Consider the following 20928-nt stretch of genomic DNA (forward strand, 5'->3'; position numbering starts at 1 on the left):
CGGCCGGGGCCTCACGGGGTGTTCGCGGACCCCATGTTTCTTTTGTGCGGCATAGTTTGTGGCAGGTCAACCTTAGCCAAAGATGCGACTGATCTCGCGCAAAATCTTGGCCTTGATGGTTTCGGGATATTCCCTGTGCGTCCGCGCCGTCATGACAAAGCCGTCGCGGGTAATGACCGCACCGCGATAAAAATTCGTAATCGCAAGTCCCATTGACTCAATTGCGATTCCGTTAATCGTGACGCCTTCGCGTTCGGCCGCATTGCGTGCGGCCCTGACGTCCGTTCCGCCGTTCGGTGTGCCATCGCCAGAGATATCAATCACACGTCGCGTACAGTTTTGAACCTGATCAAACAGTGAAAGCGAAAAATAGATCGCTTCGGCCGGGGCCGTGTCGGACAGAACAAAAGCACGTTCCATCAACCGTGCTTTCAGTGCAAAGTTGTCCACGTCCAAGGCCGTGCGCATTTGGGTCCAGGGGATTGAAACAGTCTGTTTGTCGACACCAGACCATTGCACAACGGTCAATGTCGTTTCTCCCGCGACCAAAGTTTCCTTGATCTCAGGGTCTTGCAGGGCATCAGCCAAACCATCGGTTTGGATATGATACTCGGCACTATCGATGGAATTTGAGACATCAATGGTGAGCACAAGTGCCGTGTCACAGGCTTTGGCTGCGAGAGGTGTCAGGGCGAACGCGAAGGCAAATAGCAAGTGGGTCGTTTTCATGCCGAAACCTTGCGCAGAGTGCCCCGCCAATGCAAGTCACAAGGTACCCTTCTTGCAGAATTGCCGCAGGTCAATGAGGGTCTGGTCAGAGATCGAAAATGGTGGGTAAGTGCAGGTTTCTGTTGCCAGGTACCTGCGAACCCCGCCCAAGGTCGCAAAACCTTAGGAGTTAAAGGTCGATATTAGGCACAGCTTACGCTGCGACTGCCATCGGTGCATTGTTGTCATTTGCAACTATACAATTTGTACCGATAACGGTGGTAACTCACCGAGACAAAGCAAACCCCTTTAGACGTTCGTCGATCCTATTTCGTCCCCATTGCTGCCAAATGAGCAGGTTTTGGTGGAGACGCCGGGTACCGCCCCCGGGTCCGATCCGCTTATTACGAGCGCGTTTATGTCCATAGTCCCGAAGGACAAAGTAGATATAGGCGTCTGGGTGACTGCTCGCAAGGGCTAGCGTATCGGCTGCCCTTTGGCTCAAATTCGACGGTTGCCCAGTCCAATAGCCCTTTGTTTATGCGCGATAGGGTTCGATTTTGTCTGCGGAGAGCGCATAGCCAATTTCTGCCAGCTGAGTAGAAACCGACGAAACGCCGAACATTCCCGTCACATTCACGGCTTCGAAAAGCCCTTCGCTTTCGTAGGGTGTTTCAGTGGTGACAAAAACCAGCTGATTGGCCGGTGGTGGGGGAACATGGACGCAGGCCCCAACATAGGGCACCAGAATGAACGCTGTGACACCAGTTCCTTTGTAGTCAATGGGCACAATAAAGCCGGGCAGTCGGACAACCCGTCCGTTCCAGTCCGTTCTTACTCCTGCTGATGCTGGCTGCTGACTGACTAGAGGGGCCTGATCATGGTCGATCATGCCGCGCAATACGTTTGGGATGTTTGTCTGACCTTCTGGAACAAGATCGTCCCAGTTGAGGTCAAAGACGTCATCCGCTTGGGCCGCTCTTGGCAGCAGGCAGGTTGATGCGAGGCCTGCAAGAACGGCGCGTCGTTCCAAAACTTTGTCTACCATGTAAAAAGCTCGATCTCATCCGCTGCCAGAGCGTAACCGGTTTCCGCAATGTCGGTTGATTGAAGCTGCGTTGACATTGTTCCCGTGACCCAAACGGCATTCCACGGGTCATCCATCTGCCAAGGCGGATCAACCGTTGTGTAGACCAATTGATTTGGCGGCGGCGGCGGGGTGTGAATGCAGGCACCGACGTAAGGCACCAGAATAAAGGTCGATGTCCCCGCCGACGTCAGATCAAGTGGCACGACATAGCCGGGCATGCGGATGTAGGCCCCGGACAGCGCCTCGTTCAACTTTGTCGCGTTACCGTCAAAGATAGGCTTCCAGGTATCATTGAGCTCGTCCAGATCACCTTCGCCAATAATTTCAGAATAGGGCACGCCCGGGGGAATCAGCATATCCCATGTCACACGCAACGGGTCGCTGGCCCACGCCGCGTGCGGCGCCAGCGCCAAGGCGCCAGCAGAACCCAGCAAACGGCGGCGGTTGATCTGTGCGAGTTTAGAATTCTGTTTCATGATGTCACCATCATACCATCCGCAAGCGACATGCGATAGGCACGCAACGCTGGAACCATGCTCACAATTGCGCCAGCGGCGATGACGCCAAGGATCACAAAGACTTCGCGCAGGGTCGGGGCATCAATGGGCAACCACAAGCCAAAGGCACTGTCGACGATCGGTTGCGCGACCAGCAACCCGGCATACAGGAGTACAACCCCAAGCAGGGCACCGATGGCTGCCATAAGCATGGCTTCAAACACAAGCATACCAACAATCGTCAGAGGTCGCGCACCCATCGCCCGAAAAATAGCCATTTCGCGGCGACGTTCGTTCAAACTCGAAAAAATCGTCGCCATCATGCCGATCAGTGCGGTGACCACGACCATGGCCGAAACAACAAGCAGCGCGGTTTCTGCGATGCCGACGATACCCCATAGTTCCTGCAAAGCGACGCCCGGTAGGATCGCGAGCAATGGTTCCTGGCTGTATTCGTTGATTGCGCGTTGCAGCGCAAAAGTTTGCAGCGGACTTTCAACACCAACAAGCGCAGCGGTCACGGCTTTGGGTGTCAACACCATGTCGCGGATTACATCCGCCGGCGTCGACTGACCGGGGATCTGCGCGCCACTCTGCCAATCCACGTGAATCGCCTCGATCGCCTCCATGCTGACAATCACGGTGCGATCCACAGGCGTGCCTGTTTTTTCCAGAATGCCTGACACGCGAAACGGCTGATCCTTGTGTTCGGCAAAGGACGCAAGCCCATGCGCCACGACAATCGGATCATTGATGCCATAGCCCAATGTCGCTGCAACATCCGCCCCAATGACGGTATCAAACAGATCATCCATCAAGGCACCGTCGGATAGGACCAATGACCTGCCTTGCCGGTATTTGTAGTGCTCAAAAAACGCTTGTGTCGTGCCCATGACCCGGAATTGGCGATGGCTGTCGCCGAGAGAAATCGGGACGATCCAGTCGACCTCAGGCCGCGCTGCGATGTCCTGATAACTTTGCCACGCCACATTGTTAGTCGCATTCCCAATGCGGAATACGGAATAGAGCAGCAACTGAACAGAGCCGGACCGCGCCCCAATAATAAGATCAGTGCCCGAAATCGTGTCTGCAAAGCTGGATTTTGCACCAGTGCGTACCTTTTCAACACCGAGGAAAAGTGCCACCGATAAGGCGATTGCAAGGATTGTCATCCCGACAGTCAATGCGCGCGCCACAAGCGACGCGATGGCGAGGCGCAGGTTCAAATCACAGCCCTTTCAATTTGTGCGATGTCGTCGATGCGGATGACCCGATCAAAGCGTTCGCCCAGGCGCGGATCGTGGCTGACCATCAAAAGGGATGTCTCGTAGATCTTGGTTTGCTCAAAGAGGAGATCGAGAAATGCATTCTGGCTTCCAGCATCAAGTGCTGAGGTGGGTTCATCGGCGATAATCAGCGGCGGTTGACCGATCAAGGCGCGCGCGACCGCGATGCGTTGTTGCTGTCCGACGCTTAACGTATTTGCCTTAGCGCGCCCGATGTTGTCCGGCAGGCCAAGCGCGGTGCACAGACGCCGCGCATCAGCAATCGCATCGCCCGCGCGCCTGCGTCGCTGGGGGGCAAAGCGAAGCGGCAGCAGGATGTTATCCATCACAGAACCAAAGGGGAGCAAGTTGAACTGCTGGAAGATAACGCCAATCTGCTCGGCGCGAAACCGATCCCGTGCCCCGGCGGATAGTGTTGTGATATCAGTCTCCGCGACTTTCACATGGCCCCTGCCGGGAAGGATCGTACCACAGATGAGTGAGAGGAGAGTTGACTTGCCTGAACCACTTTCGCCCAGCAATAGGACGGACTGTCCTTTTTGCACCCTCAGGTGAGGCACATCCAGTGCGAATGCGGCGCGACCGGGCCAACAGTACGATACGTTGTTGAGTTCAAGTATCGGCTCCGCCACTGGCGTTCAGCCTCCTAAATTCAAAACCGGCGCATCACGCGCAACTTCGAACGCTTGCGCGCCGGTGGATGTGATCATCTGCACCTCTACTTCTTTCGCATTTGGGAAAGCTTCGAAATAGGCAAAAGTGATGGTGGCCAGCGCATCGGGGTTGTCACAATTCAGCATGTACTCTGCATGGAACTCCGTATGCCCTGCATCCGCTTTGTCGTCGTCATTATCATCGTGCGCGTGATCGTCATGATCATGATGCTCGTCTTCAGCGTGATCGTCATGGCCATCTTCATGGTGCTCTTCGTCATGTTCATCGTGATCATCCGCATCATGATCTTCTTCGGTTTCGAGTTCTGCCACCGCTGTCGCGACACGACAGGCCGCGGCATCCGGTACGACAAATAACTCAAGTGGTGCACTTAATGTGGTGATCGCTGCGTCAATCGCGGCAAGGTCGGCGTCGCTTTCCGCCGCATATTCAAACCCGACAATATCCGCCCCCGGTGCGTGAAACTCCATGGCGACAGTCACGCCGTCAATCACGATATTGAGCGCGCCAACGCCATGTTCGTGCGCGTCAAGCTGGCGGGTGTCTTCTGCAAATGATGGTGCGGCCGCGACAAGGGTGATGAGGGACAGTGTGTATTTCATAACAAATCCGTTTTGTAAGGGAGAAGGTGATTAGGCGGCGCAGGTGCCGCAGTGCCCGTGAATTTCAACGATATGCCGATCAGCTTGAAAAGCACTGCGGTCAGTCAGTGCAGAGAGTTTTGCAAGCAGATCACTTCCATCGTGTTCTTCGACCGCCCCGCAATCTTCGCAGATGGCCAAAACGGGGACGCTTTCAACATGGCTGCAGCGGCAGGGAACAAAGGCCTTCATGGATTCCAGACGATGCGCACGCCCTTGATCGGTCAAAGCCGAAAGGGTGCGATAGACTGTTGGCGGCGCGATATGCGGTTCAGTGACCTGCAGTTTTTCAAGGATCTGATATGCCGTCATGGGCCTATCGCAAGCCTTCAGCACATTCAAAATGTCACTTTGGCGGGCTGATGCGCGTTTTCTCATTGGGCAACCTCCATCCTTGATGAATCGTTATTTTATAAAGTAACAAATAGCAAGCGGATGTCGCAGCGAGTTGTTTTAGTGGATATGTCTGATGCGAAAGATCAGCCAATCACCCCGTGTCGTTAGATATTCAGCAGGATTGCTGGAACACCGACTGCTGCCTCAACAATGAAATAGATCCACTTTTTTTGCGATGTACCGTCCAGGATCACAGATGTGAATCGTCCAACCGCAGCACCACACCAGCAGCAACCAAGCATGACATATGCCTCAGGCGTGCCAAGCAAAAGTGCGCCAATTCCCATGCCAACAAAGAGTGCACCGACCGACGCGCGTACCTCTGACATTCCCATGGTTGTCTGGCCCATCGTTAGATCAAGGGCGCCCAGCGTGTAGCGCGGTGCCAACCAGCCAAAGCATCCCAATCCGATGCTCAGGATCGCAAAAATGATATTGATGATGTCCACAGTTCGCCTCGCTTTTGTTCGATTCTGAATGTGGTGCTCGATCTGCTCAGGACCAGTGCCTGTTGTGGCTTTATACAAATGCTGGTCGGGTCAGGTTTCCATGACTTATACGACATTGATCCCCCAGATACTGTTCTTGCACTTTATTTGTTTATTTATTGGAGAAAACACATGGCAGATATCGAACGCATTACGTTCCACGATTGGTCTATTGAGCCGGGCACATTAGGCGATGGGGCACATGAAGCATCCTTACAGTTTTCCGTGCGGGTCAGTGACGCGGCAGCCGCCGCAGATTTTCATCGCCGCTTTGGGTATAAGGTGGATATCTGGGGTGATCCCAGAAACAGCATCAATACGATCCCGCGTGACACTGATTTGGAGCATATTTTCAGCTTCAAACGACTGAGTATTCGTCCACGCTGCCGCTTTAACGGTGGGCGGATCAGCTGCACCTATGAGCGCGGTGAAACCGACATGTGGCCCTTTGCCAACAATGGGACGTTTGTGGGCAGCGATTTGACCGGTGGTGCGTTGGAATTTGCAGTGGGTCCAATGTCGGCGAGCATTTTGGCGGCAGATTTGGATGTTGCAGAAGGCGCAACACTGAATTTGCCACGCATGTTTGGCGGCGGAACAATCACTTTGCCGGCAGAGGATCGCATCTACGCGATTGTTTCGATTGTCGAGTACGGGACCGCGCGCGTTGTCCATCAGGCGCGCAGCCGCGCTGATCGCAATGTTTACGAAGAAGAACCCGCATAGGGTACTATCGGTCGTAGCCGCGCCTTTTGTGGCGCGGCTACGCTCTAGGATGCTTGTGAATATTGCGCCGCGATATTGCCGAACGCATCGTATCTTTGCGCGATGATGCGCGTTAACGGACGCCCTGCAGCGGTAATTCGAATGCGCGATCCGGTCTTTGTAACGTAGCCCGGGAAATCATCCAGAATAGCCGCATGAACGGGTGCCAGGCTATCTGCATCCGCATAGGCGCTCAGTTTGCCCAAGTCTATTTCAAAATCACACATCAGCATATTGATTGCCGCAGCCCGCATCTGGTCGGCACGGGAAAGTGCATAGCCGCGATGCGCAGACAGACCACCACTTTCGACCCGTTCAATATAGGCGGCAGTGGCAGAGGCGTTTTGGACGTAGCCCTGCGCAAATTGAGAAATAGACGATGCACCGATGCCGATCAGGCTGCGGCAGGTGTCATCGGTGTAGCCTTGGAAGTTGCGACTTAGACGTCCCGCCTTGGCAGCAAGTGCGAGGCTGTCGTGGGGTTTGGCGAAGTGATCAATGCCGATGGCCTGATAACCGCTTCCCGTAAACGCCAGGGCTGCCTGTCGTGCAAGATGGTAACGATTTTCTTCTCCGGGCAGCGCGGCGTCCGGGATCAGCTTTTGCCGCTTTGAAAAGGTTGGTACATGAGCATATCCAAACAGGGCGATCCTGTCGGGGTCCAACGCCCGGACCTTTGCGATGGTATTGGCCAGCTTTGCGCTTGTTTGATGTGGCAGGCCATAAACCAGATCCGCGTTCACAGATGTGATGCCCGCCGCACGCAAGCCTTTGACACAGGTTTTGGTCGCGGCAAAGCTCTGTCTGCGTCCGATGGCCTGTTGTACATCCAACGCAAAGTCCTGGATGCCAATGCTAGCACGGGTCATGCCCATTCCCGCGAGGGCTGCGATTTTGGCATCATCGACCAAGGTCGGATCAATTTCGACCGAAAAACTGAAGTTTGGGGCAGGGGGGATCACCTCTTGCACGGCCATCGCCAAATCGCGGATCATATCGGGGGGAAGGATCGTTGGGGTGCCGCCGCCCCAGTGCATTTGGCCCATTGTGACGCCTTTGGGCAGGGCAGCGCGTAGCAGCGCCAGCTCTTTCTTAAGGACCTGAATGTAGTTAGCGACCGGTTTCAGCGTTGTCGTGCCTTGTGTTCTGCAAGCACAAAACCAGCACAGCCGTTCGCAAAATGGGATGTGAATATAGACCGAAACTGGCGTGGCAGGATCAAGTGCTTGCAGACATGCCATTTGAAAGGCAACACCTGTTTGCGCGCTGAACGCTGTCGCAGGTGGATAGCTGGTGTAGCGGGGGACGCGGGCATCAAATAGGCCCATGCGCCGAAGGTTATCTATGTGTTCCATACGCCTGTTTTGGCAGAACGTCGTAAGGGGTTTCTTGCGCCAGATCAAGTCGCGCAAAAAATTGGACTGATCAACTTACCTGATTGATGAAGCAGGCCGATATCGCGGCGACCTGTTCGGGCGTGTTGTCGCGGCGGAAGAAAGTTTTGAACCCGGTTTCCGGGAACATCAGATAGGTCTGGGTTGAGTGGTCAACCAGATAATAATCAGGATCATCATCCTGCGCGCGGTAGTAGGTTTTATAGGCTTGGCTGGCCGCCTTGATCTGCTCTGGTGTCCCGGTCAGGCCGATCATGTCCTCATGAAAGTTATCGGTAAAGTCGCGCACCACTTCGACGGTGTCTCGGGGCGGGTCAACCGTGATAAAGACCGTACCAAGATCAAGCCCCTGTTCTTCCAGCATATATGCGGCTTGCGCATTGCGGGCTGTGTCCAATGGGCAGACATCAGGGCAGAATGTATATCCGAAATAGACCAGTGTGGGTTTTGTGATGACATCAACATCGGTCACCGTTTCACCAGTTTCAGATACCAGTTCAAACGGCCCGCCGATCGCACCGCCTGCAACAGCGGTATCGCCGCACGGATGCGGGGTCGCGTTCTGGGACTGCCATGTGTAGATGCCGAGTGCCGCAGCCGCAACAAGTGTTGTTGTTCCGAAGATGACAGCTTTCATCGATATCTCCTACGCGTTCGTTTGATGGGTGGTGCCTATCGCGCTTGTCACACCGCCGCAATGCGGTGACCTAGGGCAAAGTGCAGCAGACCCATTCAAAAGACCGTGTGTGAAATGTCCTAAGTCGCTCTGCGCGCCGACTTTCGTGCGGCACGGATGTATTTGGCCGCTGAGCGGTAGTGACTTGCCCCTGCAGCCTCTGCCCATCGTCCGGTTGTCCATTTGCTTTGTGTGCCCTTCATCGGGCCACCGTAGAGGGCTGTGTCGTCGTGACGATCAATGAAAGCGATCAACCGTTGATAGCTGTCGTGCAACAGGCCCCGCACATCTTTCCACGTCAGATCAGACTGCGTGTCGCGCAGATCTGCGTTGTAACGCCTAAGGTCGTTCCATTTGTATCCCTCTGCCGGAAAGAAGACTTGCTTTCCTGCCTGCCCATCCGCGTACCAGCCTAAAAATAGTGTGGTCCAATGCGCACGATGCCCGATCACATTCTTGATTGTTGTCCCATCATGCATTGTCGTTGCCTGTTCGGCGGTGATCCCCGCAACGAGTGTCGCGAGTTTCGCATAGTCTTGTTCTGTGACGGCGCGCAGGTCGGTCCGGTTGGTTGCAGCTGGCATCGATCGCTCCTGTAGACGATCAGCAATTTATCCAGCCTGCAGAAGTCGGGCTTTGATGTAGATCATCGTGCTGCGTCACGCACCACGTTTCGCCTGCCTTTGTGCGATCACATCTTTGGCAAGCTCCTGAGTATATGCGGCAAGACCAGCAAGGTGCTTATCTGCGGCCTGGCCGTCCTGTGCGTCCAGCGCATCGGCAATAGCTGTGTGTAACGCAACAATTTTTTCGCGTGACCGGGCGCTGAACGTAATCATATTCATCAAGGGCTGCATGGCTTCGACTGCGCCGGCCAGTTGATACGACAGAACCGGATTGCCGGCTGCATCCACCAAAGCCCGATGAAATGCGACATCGGAGGCGCAAAATGCCTCATCCGTCAGTCCGGGTTGTTGTTGCCTGTGCGCTTCGGCCCGCATTGTCGCAAGATGATCTGCCGTGCGTCGTGCCGCGGATAGAGGTGCGCAAGCGCGCTCCAATGCGTAGCGGGCCTCGCAGGCTGTCGCAAAACTGATCTCGTTCATCGACAAAAGCAGCGTCGATGTCGTGATTTGCTGGCCATAGGCATCTTCGAATTTCAGGCGGTTCACAAAGGCACCGCCGGTGGCGCCACGTTGTGTGCGGATCAGTGACTGCGCAGCCAAACGCTTGAGGGCTTCGCGCACTGTTGGTCGCGATACGTCGAACTGCTCGGCAAGTTCCGCCTCTGATGGTAGACGCTCATCCACGGGCAGTGCGCCGGATATGATAGCGTCACGGATCGCCTTGGCGATTTGGGCGGAAAGGTCGGCGGGGTCTTTGGGATCAATTTTCATTTGTCAGACAATTAAACGTCTGACATATGATTGCGCAAGTCTTGTAACGCAATTGGCCGTTTGGGAGAACCCTTTGGCGCACCTGATCCGATCATCGCTCTGGCTTTTGTTCTTTGGGACAATCCTGGTGGCGTGGTGGATCATGTATATGATGGCCGTCGACATGGACCTTGACTGGTTGGGTCGTCCGGGCCCGATGGGCGAGGCGATGGCCGCAATGGACCCACGCATGCCGATGGATATGCCGATGGATATGCCGATGGCGCGATTTGGTCCGCTGTTTGCGATGTGGGCGATTATGATGGCCGCGATGATGCTGCCCACACTAGTTCCGACACTGACGACTTATGAGCGGCTGATGGTCAGTGCTGATGGTACGCGGGCAGGGTGGCTTGGGGTCTTGTTGGGCTATTTCATTGTTTGGGTGGCCTTCGCGGCGCTCATCACTGCGGTCCAGCTTGCATTGCTCTTTGGCGGTGTTGTTGACATGCTCGGCATCGCGGCAAAGTGGTTCTCTGTTGTCTTGCTGGTCATCGTTGGTGCGTTCCAGTTCACGCGGGTGAAAGAGGTGTGCCACGGTGTCTGCCATGCGCCGATGGCCTATTTCCTTGGGCATTGGAAAACCGGTTTCTTTGGTGGTTTGCGCATGGGATTAGGCCTTGGTGCGTTTTGTGTGGTGTGTTGCTGGGGCTTTATGGCGCTTGGTTTTGTCGGCGGTGTGATGAGCCTTGCCTGGATGGGGCTTGCGACCCTGCTGATGATATTCGAAAAACTGCCCGATATCGGGCATCATGTGATCAAACCGACCGGGTTTGCGCTGATTGGCGCAGGGGTTGGACTGGCTGTCTTTTGAGGAGAGGGATGCAATATGGCTGATAAGAAACGTGCGCCAAGTGACAAGCTGCGGATTTCGCAGCGGATCGATCAGCGGATGGAAAGCAACCCGTTGCGCCGCAAGAAAGACCCGACTGATTGGGCGATCAAGGGCGAGTTGTTTTTGAACTGCTCTTGCACCGTTTTTTGTCCTTGCGTGGTCAGCCTTGGCGCGCACCCACCGACCGAAGGGCATTGTCACGCATGGATGGCGATTGCCATTGACGAAGGTCATTTTGAGGGCGAGGACCTGTCGGGTCTCAATGTTGGCCTTTTGGTCGATATTCCGGGTCGGATGGCCGAGGGAAATTGGAAGGTGGCAGCGTATGTGGATGAACGATCCACGCAGAAGGCCTACAACGGCATTTTGAAGATCTTTAGCGGGGCCGCTGGCGGAACCACGGGTTTGTTCACCATGCTGGTGTCTGAAATCATCGGGGCCGAGCGTGAGAAAGTCGAAATTGTCCGCGAGGGCACAAAACGCGGCATCTATATTGGGCGCAAAATTCAGGGCGAGATCGAGATGATGGCCGGTAAAGATGCCGATCATCCGGTTATGGTCAGCAATTCCAAATACTGGATGGGTCCAGACATTATTGCCGCGACAGGTGTGAAATCAAAGGTGCGCGACTATGGCCGCGTTTGGGATTTTGGCGGAAAATCGGCTGAGATTTGCCCGATTGATTGGAAAGGCCCCAAGCCATGATCACGCCAGAGTACTGCCGGACGATGGCGCGGTACAATGCGTGGCAAAACAAGGGCCTGCGCGAGATGATCCCGACGATTGACAACGACGCGCTCTACCGCGATCGCGGTGCGTTCTTTGGGTCGATCATGGGGACGCTCAATCACTTGTTGTGGGCGGATACGCTCTGGATGAGTCGGTTTGACGGCGGATCCGGCCCCGAAGTCCCGGCAAAAGAGCACTTTGAAATAACCCCAACACCCGCCGTTTGGGCGGCAGAACGGTTTCGAATGGACGCGCGGATCAATCTTTGGACAGAGAGCCTCAGTGCCATTGATCTCGTTGGGGATCTTTCATGGCGTGCAGCAATCGATAACCGTGAATTCTCGAAACCCATTGGTATGTGCGTGGTTCACTTTTTTAACCATCAAACACACCATCGCGGCCAGGTACACGCCATGTTGACCGCCGCCGGACAAAAGCCGAACGACACTGATCTTCCCTTTATGCCTGAGGACTAGCCATGGCTGTTATTGTTCCTTCGCGCCGCATCCGGCGGACCCCTTTTACTGATGGCGTCGAAGCCGCGGGCGTGAAAGGGTATACGGTCTATAACCACATGCTGCTGCCCACGGTGTTTCGCAGTGTTGAAGAAGACTATCACCACCTCAAATCGGCTGTGCAGGTCTGGGATGTTGCGGTGGAGCGGCAGGTTGAATTACGTGGTCCGGATGCCGCGCGATTGATGCAGATGCTGACCCCCCGCGATCTGCGGGGGATGCTGCCGGGCCAGTGCTATTATGTCCCGATTGTTGATGAAACGGGCGGCATGCTGAATGATCCGGTGGCGTTGAAATTGTCCGAGGACCGTTGGTGGATTTCAATTGCCGACAGCGATTTGTTGTTTTGGGTCAAAGCCTTGGCCTATGGATATCGTCTGGATGTATTGGTGGATGAGCCCGATATCTCACCACTTGCGGTGCAGGGGCCTCTGGCCGAAGATTTGATGGCGCGTGTTTTTGGTGATGCTGTGCGCAGCATCAAATTTTTCCGCTTTGGCTGGTTTGACTTTCAGGGTGTCAGCATGGCCATCGCGCGGTCAGGATATTCGAAGCAGGGGGGCTATGAGATTTATGTTGATGGTACCAAAAACGGTATGCCGCTGTGGAACGCGCTGTTCGAGGCGGGCAAGGATCTAGATGTTTATGCCGGGTGTCCAAACCTGATTGAGCGCATTGAAGGTGGGTTGCTGTCTTATGGCAACGACATGAATCGCGAAAATACACCCCATGAATGCGGGCTGGGACGCTTCTGTTCAACCCAGACGGCGATTGGTTGCGTGGGGCGTGATGCCTTGCTGCGTGTCGCCAAAGAAGGACCGACACAACAGATCAGACCAATATCAATCGCAGACGAGATTCCGATTTGTGACCATGTCTGGCCATTGATGGCGAAGGGCAAACGTGTGGGGCAGGTGACATCAGCTGCCAAGTCACCGGACTATGAAACAAATGTGGCTATCGGTATGGTCCGCATGACGCATTGGGATGAAGGGACCACACTTGAGGTATATACGCAGGATGGTCCCCGCGCGGTGACGGTGCATGAGAATTTCTGGATTTAGCACGATCTGCGCTGTCGGAGCCTCCGGCGGAAGTTTGAAGAGACATGGAAAGTTGGGCCTTGGGTGCCCTGCAAGAGAGGAACGAGATGTTTAACGCTTTGGTTGTTGAGAAGAATGAAGAGGGCAAAACCAGCGCCTCTGTCCAAGAATTGTCACTTGATCAACTGCCCGATGGGGATGTGACCGTCGCTGTTGAGTACTCGACGGTCAATTACAAAGATGGCCTTTGCATCGGTCCGGGGGGCGGATTGGTTCGCAACTACCCGCATGTGCCCGGTATTGACCTTGCGGGTACGGTGGAGGCGTCAGATGATGCGCGCTACAAGCCGGGCGATAAGGTGGTTCTGACCGGCTGGCGCGTCGGAGAGGCTTATTGGGGTGGATACACGCAGAAAGCGCGGGTCAAGGCCGATTGGTTAGTCCCGCTGCCTGATGGTTTGGATACCCGTCAGGCAATGGCTGTCGGAACGGCTGGATTTACCGCGATGCTTGCCGTCATGGCGCTTGAAGATCACGGGATCAAGGATGGGCCGCTCTTGGTCACGGGCGCTGCGGGTGGTGTCGGTTCTGTCGCGACCGCAATATTGGCCAATCTGGGCCATGAGGTTGCTGCGGTCACTGGACGCCCAGAGACTGCTGATTATCTAAAGTCGCTTGGCGCGCGCCAGATCGTGGCCCGCGAAGAGCTGAGTGAGATCACCCGGCGTCCGCTTGAGGCGGAAACCTGGGGCGGTTGTGTTGATGCGGTTGGCGGCGAGATGCTGGCCCGCGTCTTGGGGCAACTGAAATATGGAGCATCAGCGTCAGCCGTCGGTCTTGCGGGTGGCGCGGGTTTGCCTGCCTCTGTCATCCCGTTTTTGTTGCGCGGCGTGAATTTGCTTGGCATCGACAGTGTTATGCAACCCTACGACAATCGGGTGCGGGCATGGGCGAGGGTCGCGAAAGATTTGCCGATGGATAAGCTCGAGGCCATGATCCAACCCGCAACGCTGTCGGATTTGCCCGGATTGGGCGCAGGTATCTTGCAAGGGCAGGTTAAAGGCCGCGTTGTCGTCGACGTAAACGCATGAAAATGTGCTGCGAATTGAAGGGCTGCCCGGTATTCGGGAAGCCCTTTTTTGTTGCGTAAATGTGATCAATCTAAGAGTGGCCTGCATTCAAACCACTGATGCTGATCCTGTCTAAGAGATCGGAGATTGCCGCATCTGCAAAGCTATTCTTGCAGTTGCAGCGTCGTTTCGGGGTGACAAGCTGGCGCATTTTGGGGTTAAACTGTGGCACCGACCCGTCAAGATGATCGGACAATAGCAGCCAACGGGGAAACAATCATGGCTATCAAACCTCCTTTATCTGAACTTCCGATTAAGACCGCCGATGTCGGTTTTTATCGCGGGTTCAGCATTAATGTGACTGTCATCAGTAAGATAATTATCAGCGTTCTGGTTGTCTGGGCGATCGTTTGGCCTGAATGGGCTGGCGAAGTTCTGGGCGCATGGAATGCGGTGATCCTGAATAACTTTGCGTCTTGGTATATCTGGACCGTGACCTTCTTTGTGATCGTCTGTCTTGGCCTTGCACTGTGGCCGACAGCAGGGCGGCTTAATCTGGGTCAACCGGGCGAAAAGCCGGAATTTTCGAACTTTTCATGGTTCTCGATGATGTTTGGTGCCGGTATTGGCGTGGGCATGCTGACTTGGGCCGTTGCGGAACCGGTTGCACATTTCAAAAATAACCCATCGGTTATTCAGGGTGTAACCACCGCACTGGAGGCCGACAATGTGCGCACAGCGTACGTTTGGTCCTACCTGCACTGGGGTCTGGGCGCGTGGGCGTGTTATGCCGTCGCGGGGCTTGCTCTGGCGTTCTTTAGTTATCGTCGCGGTCTGCCTCTGACCATTCGGTCATCGCTGACACCACTGTTTGGCAAATCCTTGTCGGGCACTTTGGGTCACATCATCGATATTGTTGCTGTTGTGGCGACCATTTTGGGCGTGGCACAAACACTTGGTTTCGGCGTGGAGTAGTTCGTTGCTGGCCTGACCCGCATCGGAATTGGCGGTTTGGCTCTGGAAGATGGCTCTGCAACGACGCTTGGCATCATCTTGGCCTTGCTGGTCATCATGGGTGCCTCGACGTTGTCGGCGCTTTCTGGTGTTGGCAAAGGCATCAAATGGCTTTCGAACATCAACATGGTGCTGTCCATTTTGTTGCTCAGCTTTTTCATCCTGTTCGGTGCAACGTGGTTTGGTGCAACGGCTTTCTTCGTCGGTATCTGGGACTATCTGGTCGCACTGCCCGGATTGAGTTTCAACGTGTATCGCTCTGATGGTGTTGAAGGGTCTGAAGCCTTCCTGCTGGCACAATGGCAGGGTTGGTGGCCTGTGTTCTACTGGGCATGGTGGATTGCTTTTGCTCCATTCGTTGGCCTGTTTTTGGCGCGCATCTCTCGTGGTCGCAGCATTCGCGAATTCGTGCTGGGCGCGATGATCGTGCCATCGCTGATGTGCTTTGTCTGGTTCGCATGGGCCGGCGGTACCGCCGTCGATCTTGAACTCAACGGCGAGGCGAATGGGTTGATCCTTGATGCAGCTAACGGCGACAAGATCTTTGCGATGACCGAGTTCATGTTGTCACCCATCAGCCAAGCGCTCGCCTGGGGTATGGCGGTCATGATCGTTGTCTTGCTGATGACCTTCTTGGTGACCTCTGCTGACTCGGCCGTGCTGATCGTAAATACGATCAATGCGGCGGGCGACGAAGGACCAAAGGCGCGTCCACACATCCTGTTTTGGGGTGCAGCGCTTGGTCTAGTGGTTGCTGGTTTGCTGATATCAGGCGGTACTGGGGCTATTCAGACCGCGATGGTGATTGGCGCTTTGCCATTCTCGATCGTGATGGTTCTGATGTGTTTTGCCCTCATCAAAGCCATCTATAATGATGGTCGTCGCGAGGCGGCTGGCGTGCCAACCACCACATCCGAAATGGATGGAATGGCGACACCGGCAGAGTAGCGCTGCAAATACTGAAAAGCAGGGCCCCGTTGTTCACGCAGCGGGGCCTTTGTTGTTCAGAACCCAGGTGGAAGTGGGTCTGGCGCAAGAAACGCATTTAGTTGTTCGGCCTCTTGCTCTGACACTAATTCTGCGATCGCCCGCACCGAATAGTACCCAAAGCCGCGGCCATCAATCTGAACAGCCCAATCGGTGATTTGCTTCTCCTCAAAAATGATGCGGCTACCGAGCTGCAATCCTTCAAGCTGCATCGGGTTGTTGGCCAATGTGCCCGAGTAGCTGGAGCCGCCAGCAGGTGCGATATTCTCGACCCAGATGTTTTCGATCATCTCGGCTCCTTGCATGCCGACCTTCAGGGTTATCGGGCTCCAACCATCGGGGTTTGTGCCTGCGAGCGCAAGAAACCGCGGCAAGGTCGCGACCGCATCAATTTCTGCCTGCTGCATCAGTGCATTTTCGGTGGCAATGGTCAGCACGTTTTCATCAGGGCCGCCAACGCGGATCTGATCCCCAAGCATGGCGTAAGCGGTATAGCCAACAAGCGCTAGTCCGGCGATGAGACCAAACTGGCTGAGTGATTTTGAAAGGGACATTTGGCCTCCTTGGGTTGTGTATGACGCGGTTAATGACGGCCTGAGGCAGCAATATGTCGATCTGAGGGTCTTCGTTTGGCTTGACCTTTTCGGCAAGCTTTGTCCCCATAAGCGGATGGAATTAGATATCGCATGGGTGCGCGCCCAGTTTCCCGCTTTTGATCAGCCGTTGTTAGACGGTCAGGCCTTTTTTGAGAACGCGGGTGGGTCGTATGCCTGTCGGCAGGTGGTAGATCGACTGCATCGCTTTTATACTGAGCGGAAGGTCCAGCCTTATGCGCCCTATGAGGCCTCTCGCTTAGGCGGAGAGGAGATGGACGAGGCGCGGCGCAGGCTAGCGGCGATGCTGGGCGTTGATACGCATGAGGTGTCGTTTGGTCCTTCGACAACTCAGAACACCTATGTGCTGGCTCAGGCCGTGCGTCGTTGGATTAAACCGGATCAAAGCATTGTGGTGACCAATCAGGATCATGAAGCGAACAGCGGTCCGTGGCGGCGATTGGCAGAAGATGGCGTCCGTATTCTGGAATGGCAGGTTAATCCCGAAACGGGTGAATTGCAGGCCGAAGACCTGATTAAGCTTTTGGAACAGGATGTGGCATTGGTTGTTTTTCCACACTGTTCGAATGTGGTTGGAGCGATCAATGATGTGGCCAGTATTGTAAAACTGGCCAAGGCTGCTGGCGCACGAACTTGCGTCGATGGGGTATCTTATGCCCCGCATGGGTTCCCTGATGTCGATGCCTTGGGGTGCGATGTCTATCTGTTCAGCGCATATAAGACCTACGGCCCACATCAGGGGATTATGGTGATCCGTGAAGACTGGGGGATGGCGTTGCCCAATCAAGGGCATCATTTCAATGGTGATACGCTTTACTATCGCTTTACGCCTGCGGGGCCGGATCACGCGCAAGTTGCGGCCAGTGCCGGGATGGCCGACTACTTTGACGCCATGTCGCTGCATCATGGGGGTGGGGCAGGGGCCGCTGCCGCCCGTAAGTCACACGATTTGATGCGCGACCGCGAAATCGCCCTTTTGCAGCCACTGCTGGACTATGTATCGGCCAAGAATTCCGTGCGGCTCGTCGGTCCTGCCAATGCTTCGCGCCGTGCGCCAACGGTTGCTATGGCTCTTGAAAGCAACGCCGAAGCGGCGGCAGCCGCATTGGCTCCGCACGGTATCATGGCCGGTGGTGGCGATTTTTACGCACAGCGCCCCTTGTCGGCTGTTGGTGTGGATCTGTCAAAGGGCGTTTTGCGCGTCAGTTTTGTGCACTACACCGATCAGGCAGAGGTTGACGCTTTGATGGTTGCGCTAGATCAGGTCTTGTAAGCAGGCCACGCCGTCCTGCGCGGAGGTCTGATGAGCAAATCCCCTATTCTGATGTGGTTCCGGCGCGATTTGCGCCTTGGCGATCATGAAGCCCTGACAGCGGCCTGCGCCAGCGGCCATCCGGTCATTCCTGTGTTTATCTATGATGGTCTGGTGGCGGGATTGGGGGCGGCGCCCAAGATGCGCTTGGGACTGTCAGTGGCCGATTTAGCCAAATCACTTGCGGACAAAGGCAGCCAATTGATCCTGCGACGCGGTGATGCGCTGCAACAGTTGCGTAAGCTGATTGCGGAAACGGAGGCAGGGGCCGTCTATTGGTCGCGTCAGTATGACCCTGATAGTGTCGCGCAGGATAAGCCGATCAAGGCGGCCCTGAAGGATGACGGCATTGATGCACAAAGCCATACTGGACATGTCTTGTTTGAGCCTTGGACGGTCGAGACCAAGACCGGCGGGTTCTACAAAGTCTACACGCCGATGTGGAAGTCCGTCAGGGATAGGGATGTACCAAGCGCCTTGCCTGCACCGGGCGCGATACCGGTTCCAGACACATGGCCCAACTCTGATGATTTGACTGACTGGCAGATGGGTGTCGCAATGCGCCGCGGTGCTGCCATCCTGACCAGCCATTGCATGGTTGGCGAGGCTGCGGCTTTGGGCCGGCTTGGCGCATTTGTCGCCAACCACGTGCACAGCTACGTCAAGAACCGTGATATTCCTGGCGTGAAAGGCACATCCGGCCTGTCAGAAAACCTCACTTACGGAGAGATCAGCCCACGGACCTGTTGGCACGCTGGATGGAAGGCGTTGAGCGACGGAAAAGCCGATGCTGAGGTGTTCTTGAAAGAGCTTGTCTGGCGCGAGTTTGCGTATCATCTTGGCTATCACACGCCCCGGATTGTCCGCGACAATTGGAAAGAGGACTGGGACGCGTTTCCCTGGAATACGGACGAGACCCACCCAGAGGTGTTGGCATGGAAACAGGGGCGGACTGGCATCCGGTTTGTCGATGCCGCCATGCGCGAGATGTATGTCACTGGTGTCATGCACAATCGCGGCCGCATGATTGTCGCGTCCTACCTGACCAAACATTTGCTTTGCGACTGGAAGATCGGGATGAACTGGTTTGCCGATTGCCTGATAGATTGGGATCCTTGCAGCAATGGAATGGGCTGGCAGTGGTCATCAGGCTCTGGTCCGGATGCGACGCCCTACTTTCGTGTGTTCAACCCCGTCACGCAGCTGGACAAGTTCGATAAGGATCGCGCTTACATCAAAAAATGGATCGCGCAGGGGACCAAGCAGCCCAGCGAGACGGCATTGTCTTATTATGATATGATACCGCTGGGTTGGAACATGCACGCCGGTGATCGCTATCCGGATCCAATTGTCCCGGCAGACGTTGGCCGAACCCGCGCCTTGGACGCTTATCAGAACCGTGGGTTCTAGATGCCGTAGGGTAAGTTATCGCTAAATTTGAACGTTTTCCGTGACTTCAACGTATCAAAGGTTAACTTCAACGATAACAAAGCGTGCTGGTTCAGCATCGCGCACAAGAAAAGACGACAGGAAGACAGATGATCTTAACCAGTACCGAGGGCCAGACAGGGCTGCCACGCTATTTCGGCCGCGTATTCGACCAGATTAAGGATTTACGGAAAGGCCGCGTTGACATCATCCTACCAGACGGCCGCCATTTCCGCGCAGAGGGGCCGGAGCCGGGCTATGTCGCCGAGGTTCATGTGCACAATGACGATTTGTTTGCCCGCACTGTGCGCGAAGGGGACATGGGGTTTTCGGAGGCATATCTGGATCGCTGGTGGACCACCCCAGATCTGATGGCGGTGATGGATTTTATGCATGATGACGCTGATCACATCTACGACGGCTTTCCTGCACAGACCTTGGTTCGGGCCTATGAGCGCTTGCGGTTTTGGATGCAGCGCAATTCCAAGACCCAAGCACGCAAGAACATCAGCTATCACTATGATCTGGGCAACGAATTTTACGGGCTTTGGCTAGATGATACGATGACCTATTCATCCGCGATTTTTGAAACGGGGCAGGAAAGCACCGAAGCTGCTCAAACCGCCAAATATGCCAGCATGGTTGATCAGATGGGCGCGAAATCAGGCGACCATGTGCTTGAGATTGGTTGCGGCTGGGGGGCTTTGCTGAATATGCCGCCAAGGAACGCGGCATCAAGGTCACAGGCCTAACCATCAGTCAGGAACAACATGACTACGCCGTTGATCGGATGGCCAAGGCCGGATTGTCCGATATGGTCGAGATCAAGATGCAGGACTACCGCGACGAAAAGGGCGTCTATGACGGCATTGCCAGCATTGAGATGTTTGAAGCGGTGGGCGAACAATACTGGCCGACCTACTTTGAAACCGTGCGTGAGCGCCTCAAACCGGGCAAACACGCAACACTTCAGATCATCACGGTGAAGGACGAACGGTTTGAAAGTTACCGCAAAGGCGTGGACTTCATTCAGAAGTATATCTTCCCGGGCGGTATGCTTCCTGGACCGACTGTTTTGCGACAAGAGATTGAAAAGGCAGGGTTAAACGTGTCTGGGTCAATCGAGTTTGGCAAAAGCTATGGCCTGACATTGCGGCGCTGGCACGAAACATTTAACGAAAAATGGGACCAAGTTGCCGCGTTGGGCTTTGATGATCGGTTCAAGCGGATGTGGGATTTTTATCTGACCTCTTGTGCAGCGACATTTGATAGCAGAAACTGCGACGTAACGCAGATTACCGTGACGCGGACCGCATAAAACAGGCCGCG

At 55.1% G+C, this 20928-nt stretch carries 21 protein-coding genes, 1 other RNA gene and 2 pseudogenes; 10 read left to right on the plus strand and 14 right to left on the minus strand.

What is annotated here, in order from left to right:
* Positions 1 to 72: 72 nt before the first annotated feature.
* From ACZ1G5_RS17795 to ACZ1G5_RS17835, 9 genes are all read right to left on the minus strand, one after another.
* Positions 73 to 729: a DUF1194 domain-containing protein gene (locus ACZ1G5_RS17795; RefSeq protein ID WP_472734103.1), complete on the minus strand. Its 657-nt coding sequence runs from the start codon at positions 727 to 729 to the stop codon at positions 73 to 75.
* Positions 730 to 837: 108 nt separating this feature from the next.
* Positions 838 to 1186: a transfer-messenger RNA gene (gene ssrA / locus ACZ1G5_RS17800) on the minus strand.
* A 60-nt stretch (positions 1187 to 1246) separates the two neighbouring features.
* On the minus strand, positions 1247 to 1756 hold the full coding sequence (locus tag ACZ1G5_RS17805) for a DUF3299 domain-containing protein (RefSeq protein ID WP_472734104.1): 510 nt from the start codon (positions 1754 to 1756) through the stop codon (positions 1247 to 1249).
* Positions 1750 to 2274 (minus strand): DUF3299 domain-containing protein, encoded by a 525-nt coding sequence (locus ACZ1G5_RS17810; RefSeq protein ID WP_472734105.1) that lies wholly within the window; start codon positions 2272 to 2274, stop codon positions 1750 to 1752. Before ACZ1G5_RS17810 ends, ACZ1G5_RS17805 begins: the two co-directional genes overlap by 7 nt.
* The gene (locus tag ACZ1G5_RS17815) at positions 2271 to 3521 is read right to left on the minus strand and encodes an ABC transporter permease (protein ID WP_472734106.1); all 1251 of its coding nucleotides are present in this window, start codon (positions 3519 to 3521) and stop codon (positions 2271 to 2273) included. The genes ACZ1G5_RS17810 and ACZ1G5_RS17815 overlap by 4 nt, the downstream gene beginning before the upstream one ends.
* Positions 3518 to 4213 carry an ABC transporter ATP-binding protein gene (locus ACZ1G5_RS17820; RefSeq protein ID WP_472734107.1) on the minus strand — a complete coding sequence of 232 codons (696 nt, stop codon included), beginning with the start codon at positions 4211 to 4213 and terminating at the stop codon, positions 3518 to 3520. Before ACZ1G5_RS17820 ends, ACZ1G5_RS17815 begins: the two co-directional genes overlap by 4 nt.
* Positions 4214 to 4219: 6 nt before the next feature.
* On the minus strand, positions 4220 to 4858 hold the full coding sequence (gene zrgA, locus ACZ1G5_RS17825; protein ID WP_472734108.1) for a zinc uptake protein ZrgA: 639 nt from the start codon (positions 4856 to 4858) through the stop codon (positions 4220 to 4222).
* Between the two features lie 30 nt (positions 4859 to 4888).
* Complete coding sequence (locus ACZ1G5_RS17830) at positions 4889 to 5275, minus strand: Fur family transcriptional regulator (protein ID WP_472734109.1); 387 nt, start codon at positions 5273 to 5275, stop codon at positions 4889 to 4891.
* A gap of 122 nt (positions 5276 to 5397) precedes the next feature.
* Positions 5398 to 5742, minus strand: coding sequence for a DUF4345 family protein (locus tag ACZ1G5_RS17835; RefSeq protein ID WP_472734110.1), 345 nt, complete (start codon positions 5740 to 5742; stop codon positions 5398 to 5400).
* A gap of 171 nt (positions 5743 to 5913) precedes the next feature.
* Here ACZ1G5_RS17835 and ACZ1G5_RS17840 point away from each other — a divergent pair, with 171 nt between their 5' ends.
* A complete protein-coding gene (locus ACZ1G5_RS17840; protein WP_472734111.1) occupies positions 5914 to 6507 on the plus strand; it encodes a hypothetical protein in 594 nt (197 codons plus the stop codon).
* Between the two features lie 44 nt (positions 6508 to 6551).
* On the opposite strand, the gene hemN is transcribed toward ACZ1G5_RS17840, so the two are convergent.
* The 4 genes from hemN to ACZ1G5_RS17860 form a co-directional block, all read right to left on the minus strand.
* Positions 6552 to 7901: an oxygen-independent coproporphyrinogen III oxidase gene (gene hemN, locus ACZ1G5_RS17845; RefSeq protein ID WP_472734112.1), complete on the minus strand. Its 1350-nt coding sequence runs from the start codon at positions 7899 to 7901 to the stop codon at positions 6552 to 6554.
* 70 nt (positions 7902 to 7971) lie between these two features.
* The gene (locus tag ACZ1G5_RS17850; RefSeq protein ID WP_472734113.1) at positions 7972 to 8577 is read right to left on the minus strand and encodes an SCO family protein; all 606 of its coding nucleotides are present in this window, start codon (positions 8575 to 8577) and stop codon (positions 7972 to 7974) included.
* A 119-nt stretch (positions 8578 to 8696) separates the two neighbouring features.
* Positions 8697 to 9200 (minus strand): ClbS/DfsB family four-helix bundle protein, encoded by a 504-nt coding sequence (locus ACZ1G5_RS17855; protein WP_472734114.1) that lies wholly within the window; start codon positions 9198 to 9200, stop codon positions 8697 to 8699.
* A gap of 75 nt (positions 9201 to 9275) precedes the next feature.
* Positions 9276 to 10013 (minus strand): FadR/GntR family transcriptional regulator, encoded by a 738-nt coding sequence (locus ACZ1G5_RS17860; RefSeq protein WP_472734115.1) that lies wholly within the window; start codon positions 10011 to 10013, stop codon positions 9276 to 9278.
* Positions 10014 to 10065: 52 nt separating this feature from the next.
* Here ACZ1G5_RS17860 and ACZ1G5_RS17865 point away from each other — a divergent pair, with 52 nt between their 5' ends.
* The 6 genes and pseudogenes from ACZ1G5_RS17865 (at position 10066) to ACZ1G5_RS17890 (ending at position 16206) form a co-directional block, all read left to right on the plus strand.
* Positions 10066 to 10866: a DUF2182 domain-containing protein gene (locus ACZ1G5_RS17865; RefSeq protein ID WP_472734116.1), complete on the plus strand. Its 801-nt coding sequence runs from the start codon at positions 10066 to 10068 to the stop codon at positions 10864 to 10866.
* 15 nt (positions 10867 to 10881) lie between these two features.
* Positions 10882 to 11592, plus strand: a complete 711-nt coding sequence (locus ACZ1G5_RS17870) for a DUF1326 domain-containing protein (RefSeq protein ID WP_472734117.1) — start codon at positions 10882 to 10884, stop codon at positions 11590 to 11592.
* On the plus strand, positions 11589 to 12092 hold the full coding sequence (locus ACZ1G5_RS17875; RefSeq protein WP_472734118.1) for a DinB family protein: 504 nt from the start codon (positions 11589 to 11591) through the stop codon (positions 12090 to 12092). The genes ACZ1G5_RS17870 and ACZ1G5_RS17875 overlap by 4 nt, the downstream gene beginning before the upstream one ends.
* Before the next feature lie 2 nt (positions 12093 to 12094).
* Positions 12095 to 13195 (plus strand): dimethylsulfoniopropionate demethylase, encoded by a 1101-nt coding sequence (locus tag ACZ1G5_RS17880; protein ID WP_472734119.1) that lies wholly within the window; start codon positions 12095 to 12097, stop codon positions 13193 to 13195.
* A gap of 86 nt (positions 13196 to 13281) precedes the next feature.
* The gene (gene acuI / locus ACZ1G5_RS17885) at positions 13282 to 14265 is read left to right on the plus strand and encodes an acryloyl-CoA reductase (protein WP_472734375.1); all 984 of its coding nucleotides are present in this window, start codon (positions 13282 to 13284) and stop codon (positions 14263 to 14265) included.
* 258 nt (positions 14266 to 14523) lie between these two features.
* Positions 14524 to 16206, plus strand: a pseudogene (locus ACZ1G5_RS17890) (BCCT family transporter).
* A gap of 56 nt (positions 16207 to 16262) precedes the next feature.
* Here ACZ1G5_RS17890 and ACZ1G5_RS17895 read toward each other — a convergent pair.
* Complete coding sequence (locus ACZ1G5_RS17895; RefSeq protein ID WP_472734120.1) at positions 16263 to 16799, minus strand: DUF2314 domain-containing protein; 537 nt, start codon at positions 16797 to 16799, stop codon at positions 16263 to 16265.
* A gap of 115 nt (positions 16800 to 16914) precedes the next feature.
* Here ACZ1G5_RS17895 and ACZ1G5_RS17900 point away from each other — a divergent pair, with 115 nt between their 5' ends.
* From ACZ1G5_RS17900 to ACZ1G5_RS17910, 3 genes and pseudogenes are all read left to right on the plus strand, one after another.
* The gene (locus ACZ1G5_RS17900; RefSeq protein WP_472734121.1) at positions 16915 to 18132 is read left to right on the plus strand and encodes an aminotransferase class V-fold PLP-dependent enzyme; all 1218 of its coding nucleotides are present in this window, start codon (positions 16915 to 16917) and stop codon (positions 18130 to 18132) included.
* Positions 18133 to 18162: 30 nt separating this feature from the next.
* Positions 18163 to 19581: a cryptochrome/photolyase family protein gene (locus tag ACZ1G5_RS17905; RefSeq protein WP_472734122.1), complete on the plus strand. Its 1419-nt coding sequence runs from the start codon at positions 18163 to 18165 to the stop codon at positions 19579 to 19581.
* A 128-nt stretch (positions 19582 to 19709) separates the two neighbouring features.
* Positions 19710 to 20917, plus strand: a pseudogene (locus ACZ1G5_RS17910) (class I SAM-dependent methyltransferase).
* Positions 20918 to 20928: the final 11 nt, after the last annotated feature.

The sequence above is a fragment of the Yoonia sp. JB2-21 genome, from assembly GCF_055693545.1.

Excerpts from the sequence above, each read along its gene's own strand:
- ACZ1G5_RS17795 (WP_472734103.1), bottom strand. The coding sequence starts at position 729 with ATGAAAACGACCCACTTGCTATTTGCCTTCGCGTTCGCCCTGACACCT.
- zrgA (WP_472734108.1), bottom strand. The coding sequence starts at position 4,858 with ATGAAATACACACTGTCCCTCATCACCCTTGTCGCGGCCGCACCATCA.
- ACZ1G5_RS17875 (WP_472734118.1), top strand. The coding sequence starts at position 11,589 with ATGATCACGCCAGAGTACTGCCGGACGATGGCGCGGTACAATGCGTGG.
- ACZ1G5_RS17850 (WP_472734113.1), bottom strand. The coding sequence starts at position 8,577 with ATGAAAGCTGTCATCTTCGGAACAACAACACTTGTTGCGGCTGCGGCA.
- ACZ1G5_RS17805 (WP_472734104.1), bottom strand. The coding sequence starts at position 1,756 with ATGGTAGACAAAGTTTTGGAACGACGCGCCGTTCTTGCAGGCCTCGCA.
- acuI (WP_472734375.1), top strand. The coding sequence starts at position 13,282 with ATGTTTAACGCTTTGGTTGTTGAGAAGAATGAAGAGGGCAAAACCAGC.
- ACZ1G5_RS17840 (WP_472734111.1), top strand. The coding sequence starts at position 5,914 with ATGGCAGATATCGAACGCATTACGTTCCACGATTGGTCTATTGAGCCG.
- ACZ1G5_RS17830 (WP_472734109.1), bottom strand. The coding sequence starts at position 5,275 with ATGAGAAAACGCGCATCAGCCCGCCAAAGTGACATTTTGAATGTGCTG.
- ACZ1G5_RS17855 (WP_472734114.1), bottom strand. The coding sequence starts at position 9,200 with ATGCCAGCTGCAACCAACCGGACCGACCTGCGCGCCGTCACAGAACAA.
- hemN (WP_472734112.1), bottom strand. The coding sequence starts at position 7,901 with ATGGAACACATAGATAACCTTCGGCGCATGGGCCTATTTGATGCCCGC.
- ACZ1G5_RS17860 (WP_472734115.1), bottom strand. The coding sequence starts at position 10,013 with ATGAAAATTGATCCCAAAGACCCCGCCGACCTTTCCGCCCAAATCGCC.
- ACZ1G5_RS17895 (WP_472734120.1), bottom strand. The coding sequence starts at position 16,799 with ATGTCCCTTTCAAAATCACTCAGCCAGTTTGGTCTCATCGCCGGACTA.
- ACZ1G5_RS17880 (WP_472734119.1), top strand. The coding sequence starts at position 12,095 with ATGGCTGTTATTGTTCCTTCGCGCCGCATCCGGCGGACCCCTTTTACT.
- ACZ1G5_RS17900 (WP_472734121.1), top strand. The coding sequence starts at position 16,915 with ATGGAATTAGATATCGCATGGGTGCGCGCCCAGTTTCCCGCTTTTGAT.
- ACZ1G5_RS17870 (WP_472734117.1), top strand. The coding sequence starts at position 10,882 with ATGGCTGATAAGAAACGTGCGCCAAGTGACAAGCTGCGGATTTCGCAG.
- ACZ1G5_RS17905 (WP_472734122.1), top strand. The coding sequence starts at position 18,163 with ATGAGCAAATCCCCTATTCTGATGTGGTTCCGGCGCGATTTGCGCCTT.
- ACZ1G5_RS17810 (WP_472734105.1), bottom strand. The coding sequence starts at position 2,274 with ATGAAACAGAATTCTAAACTCGCACAGATCAACCGCCGCCGTTTGCTG.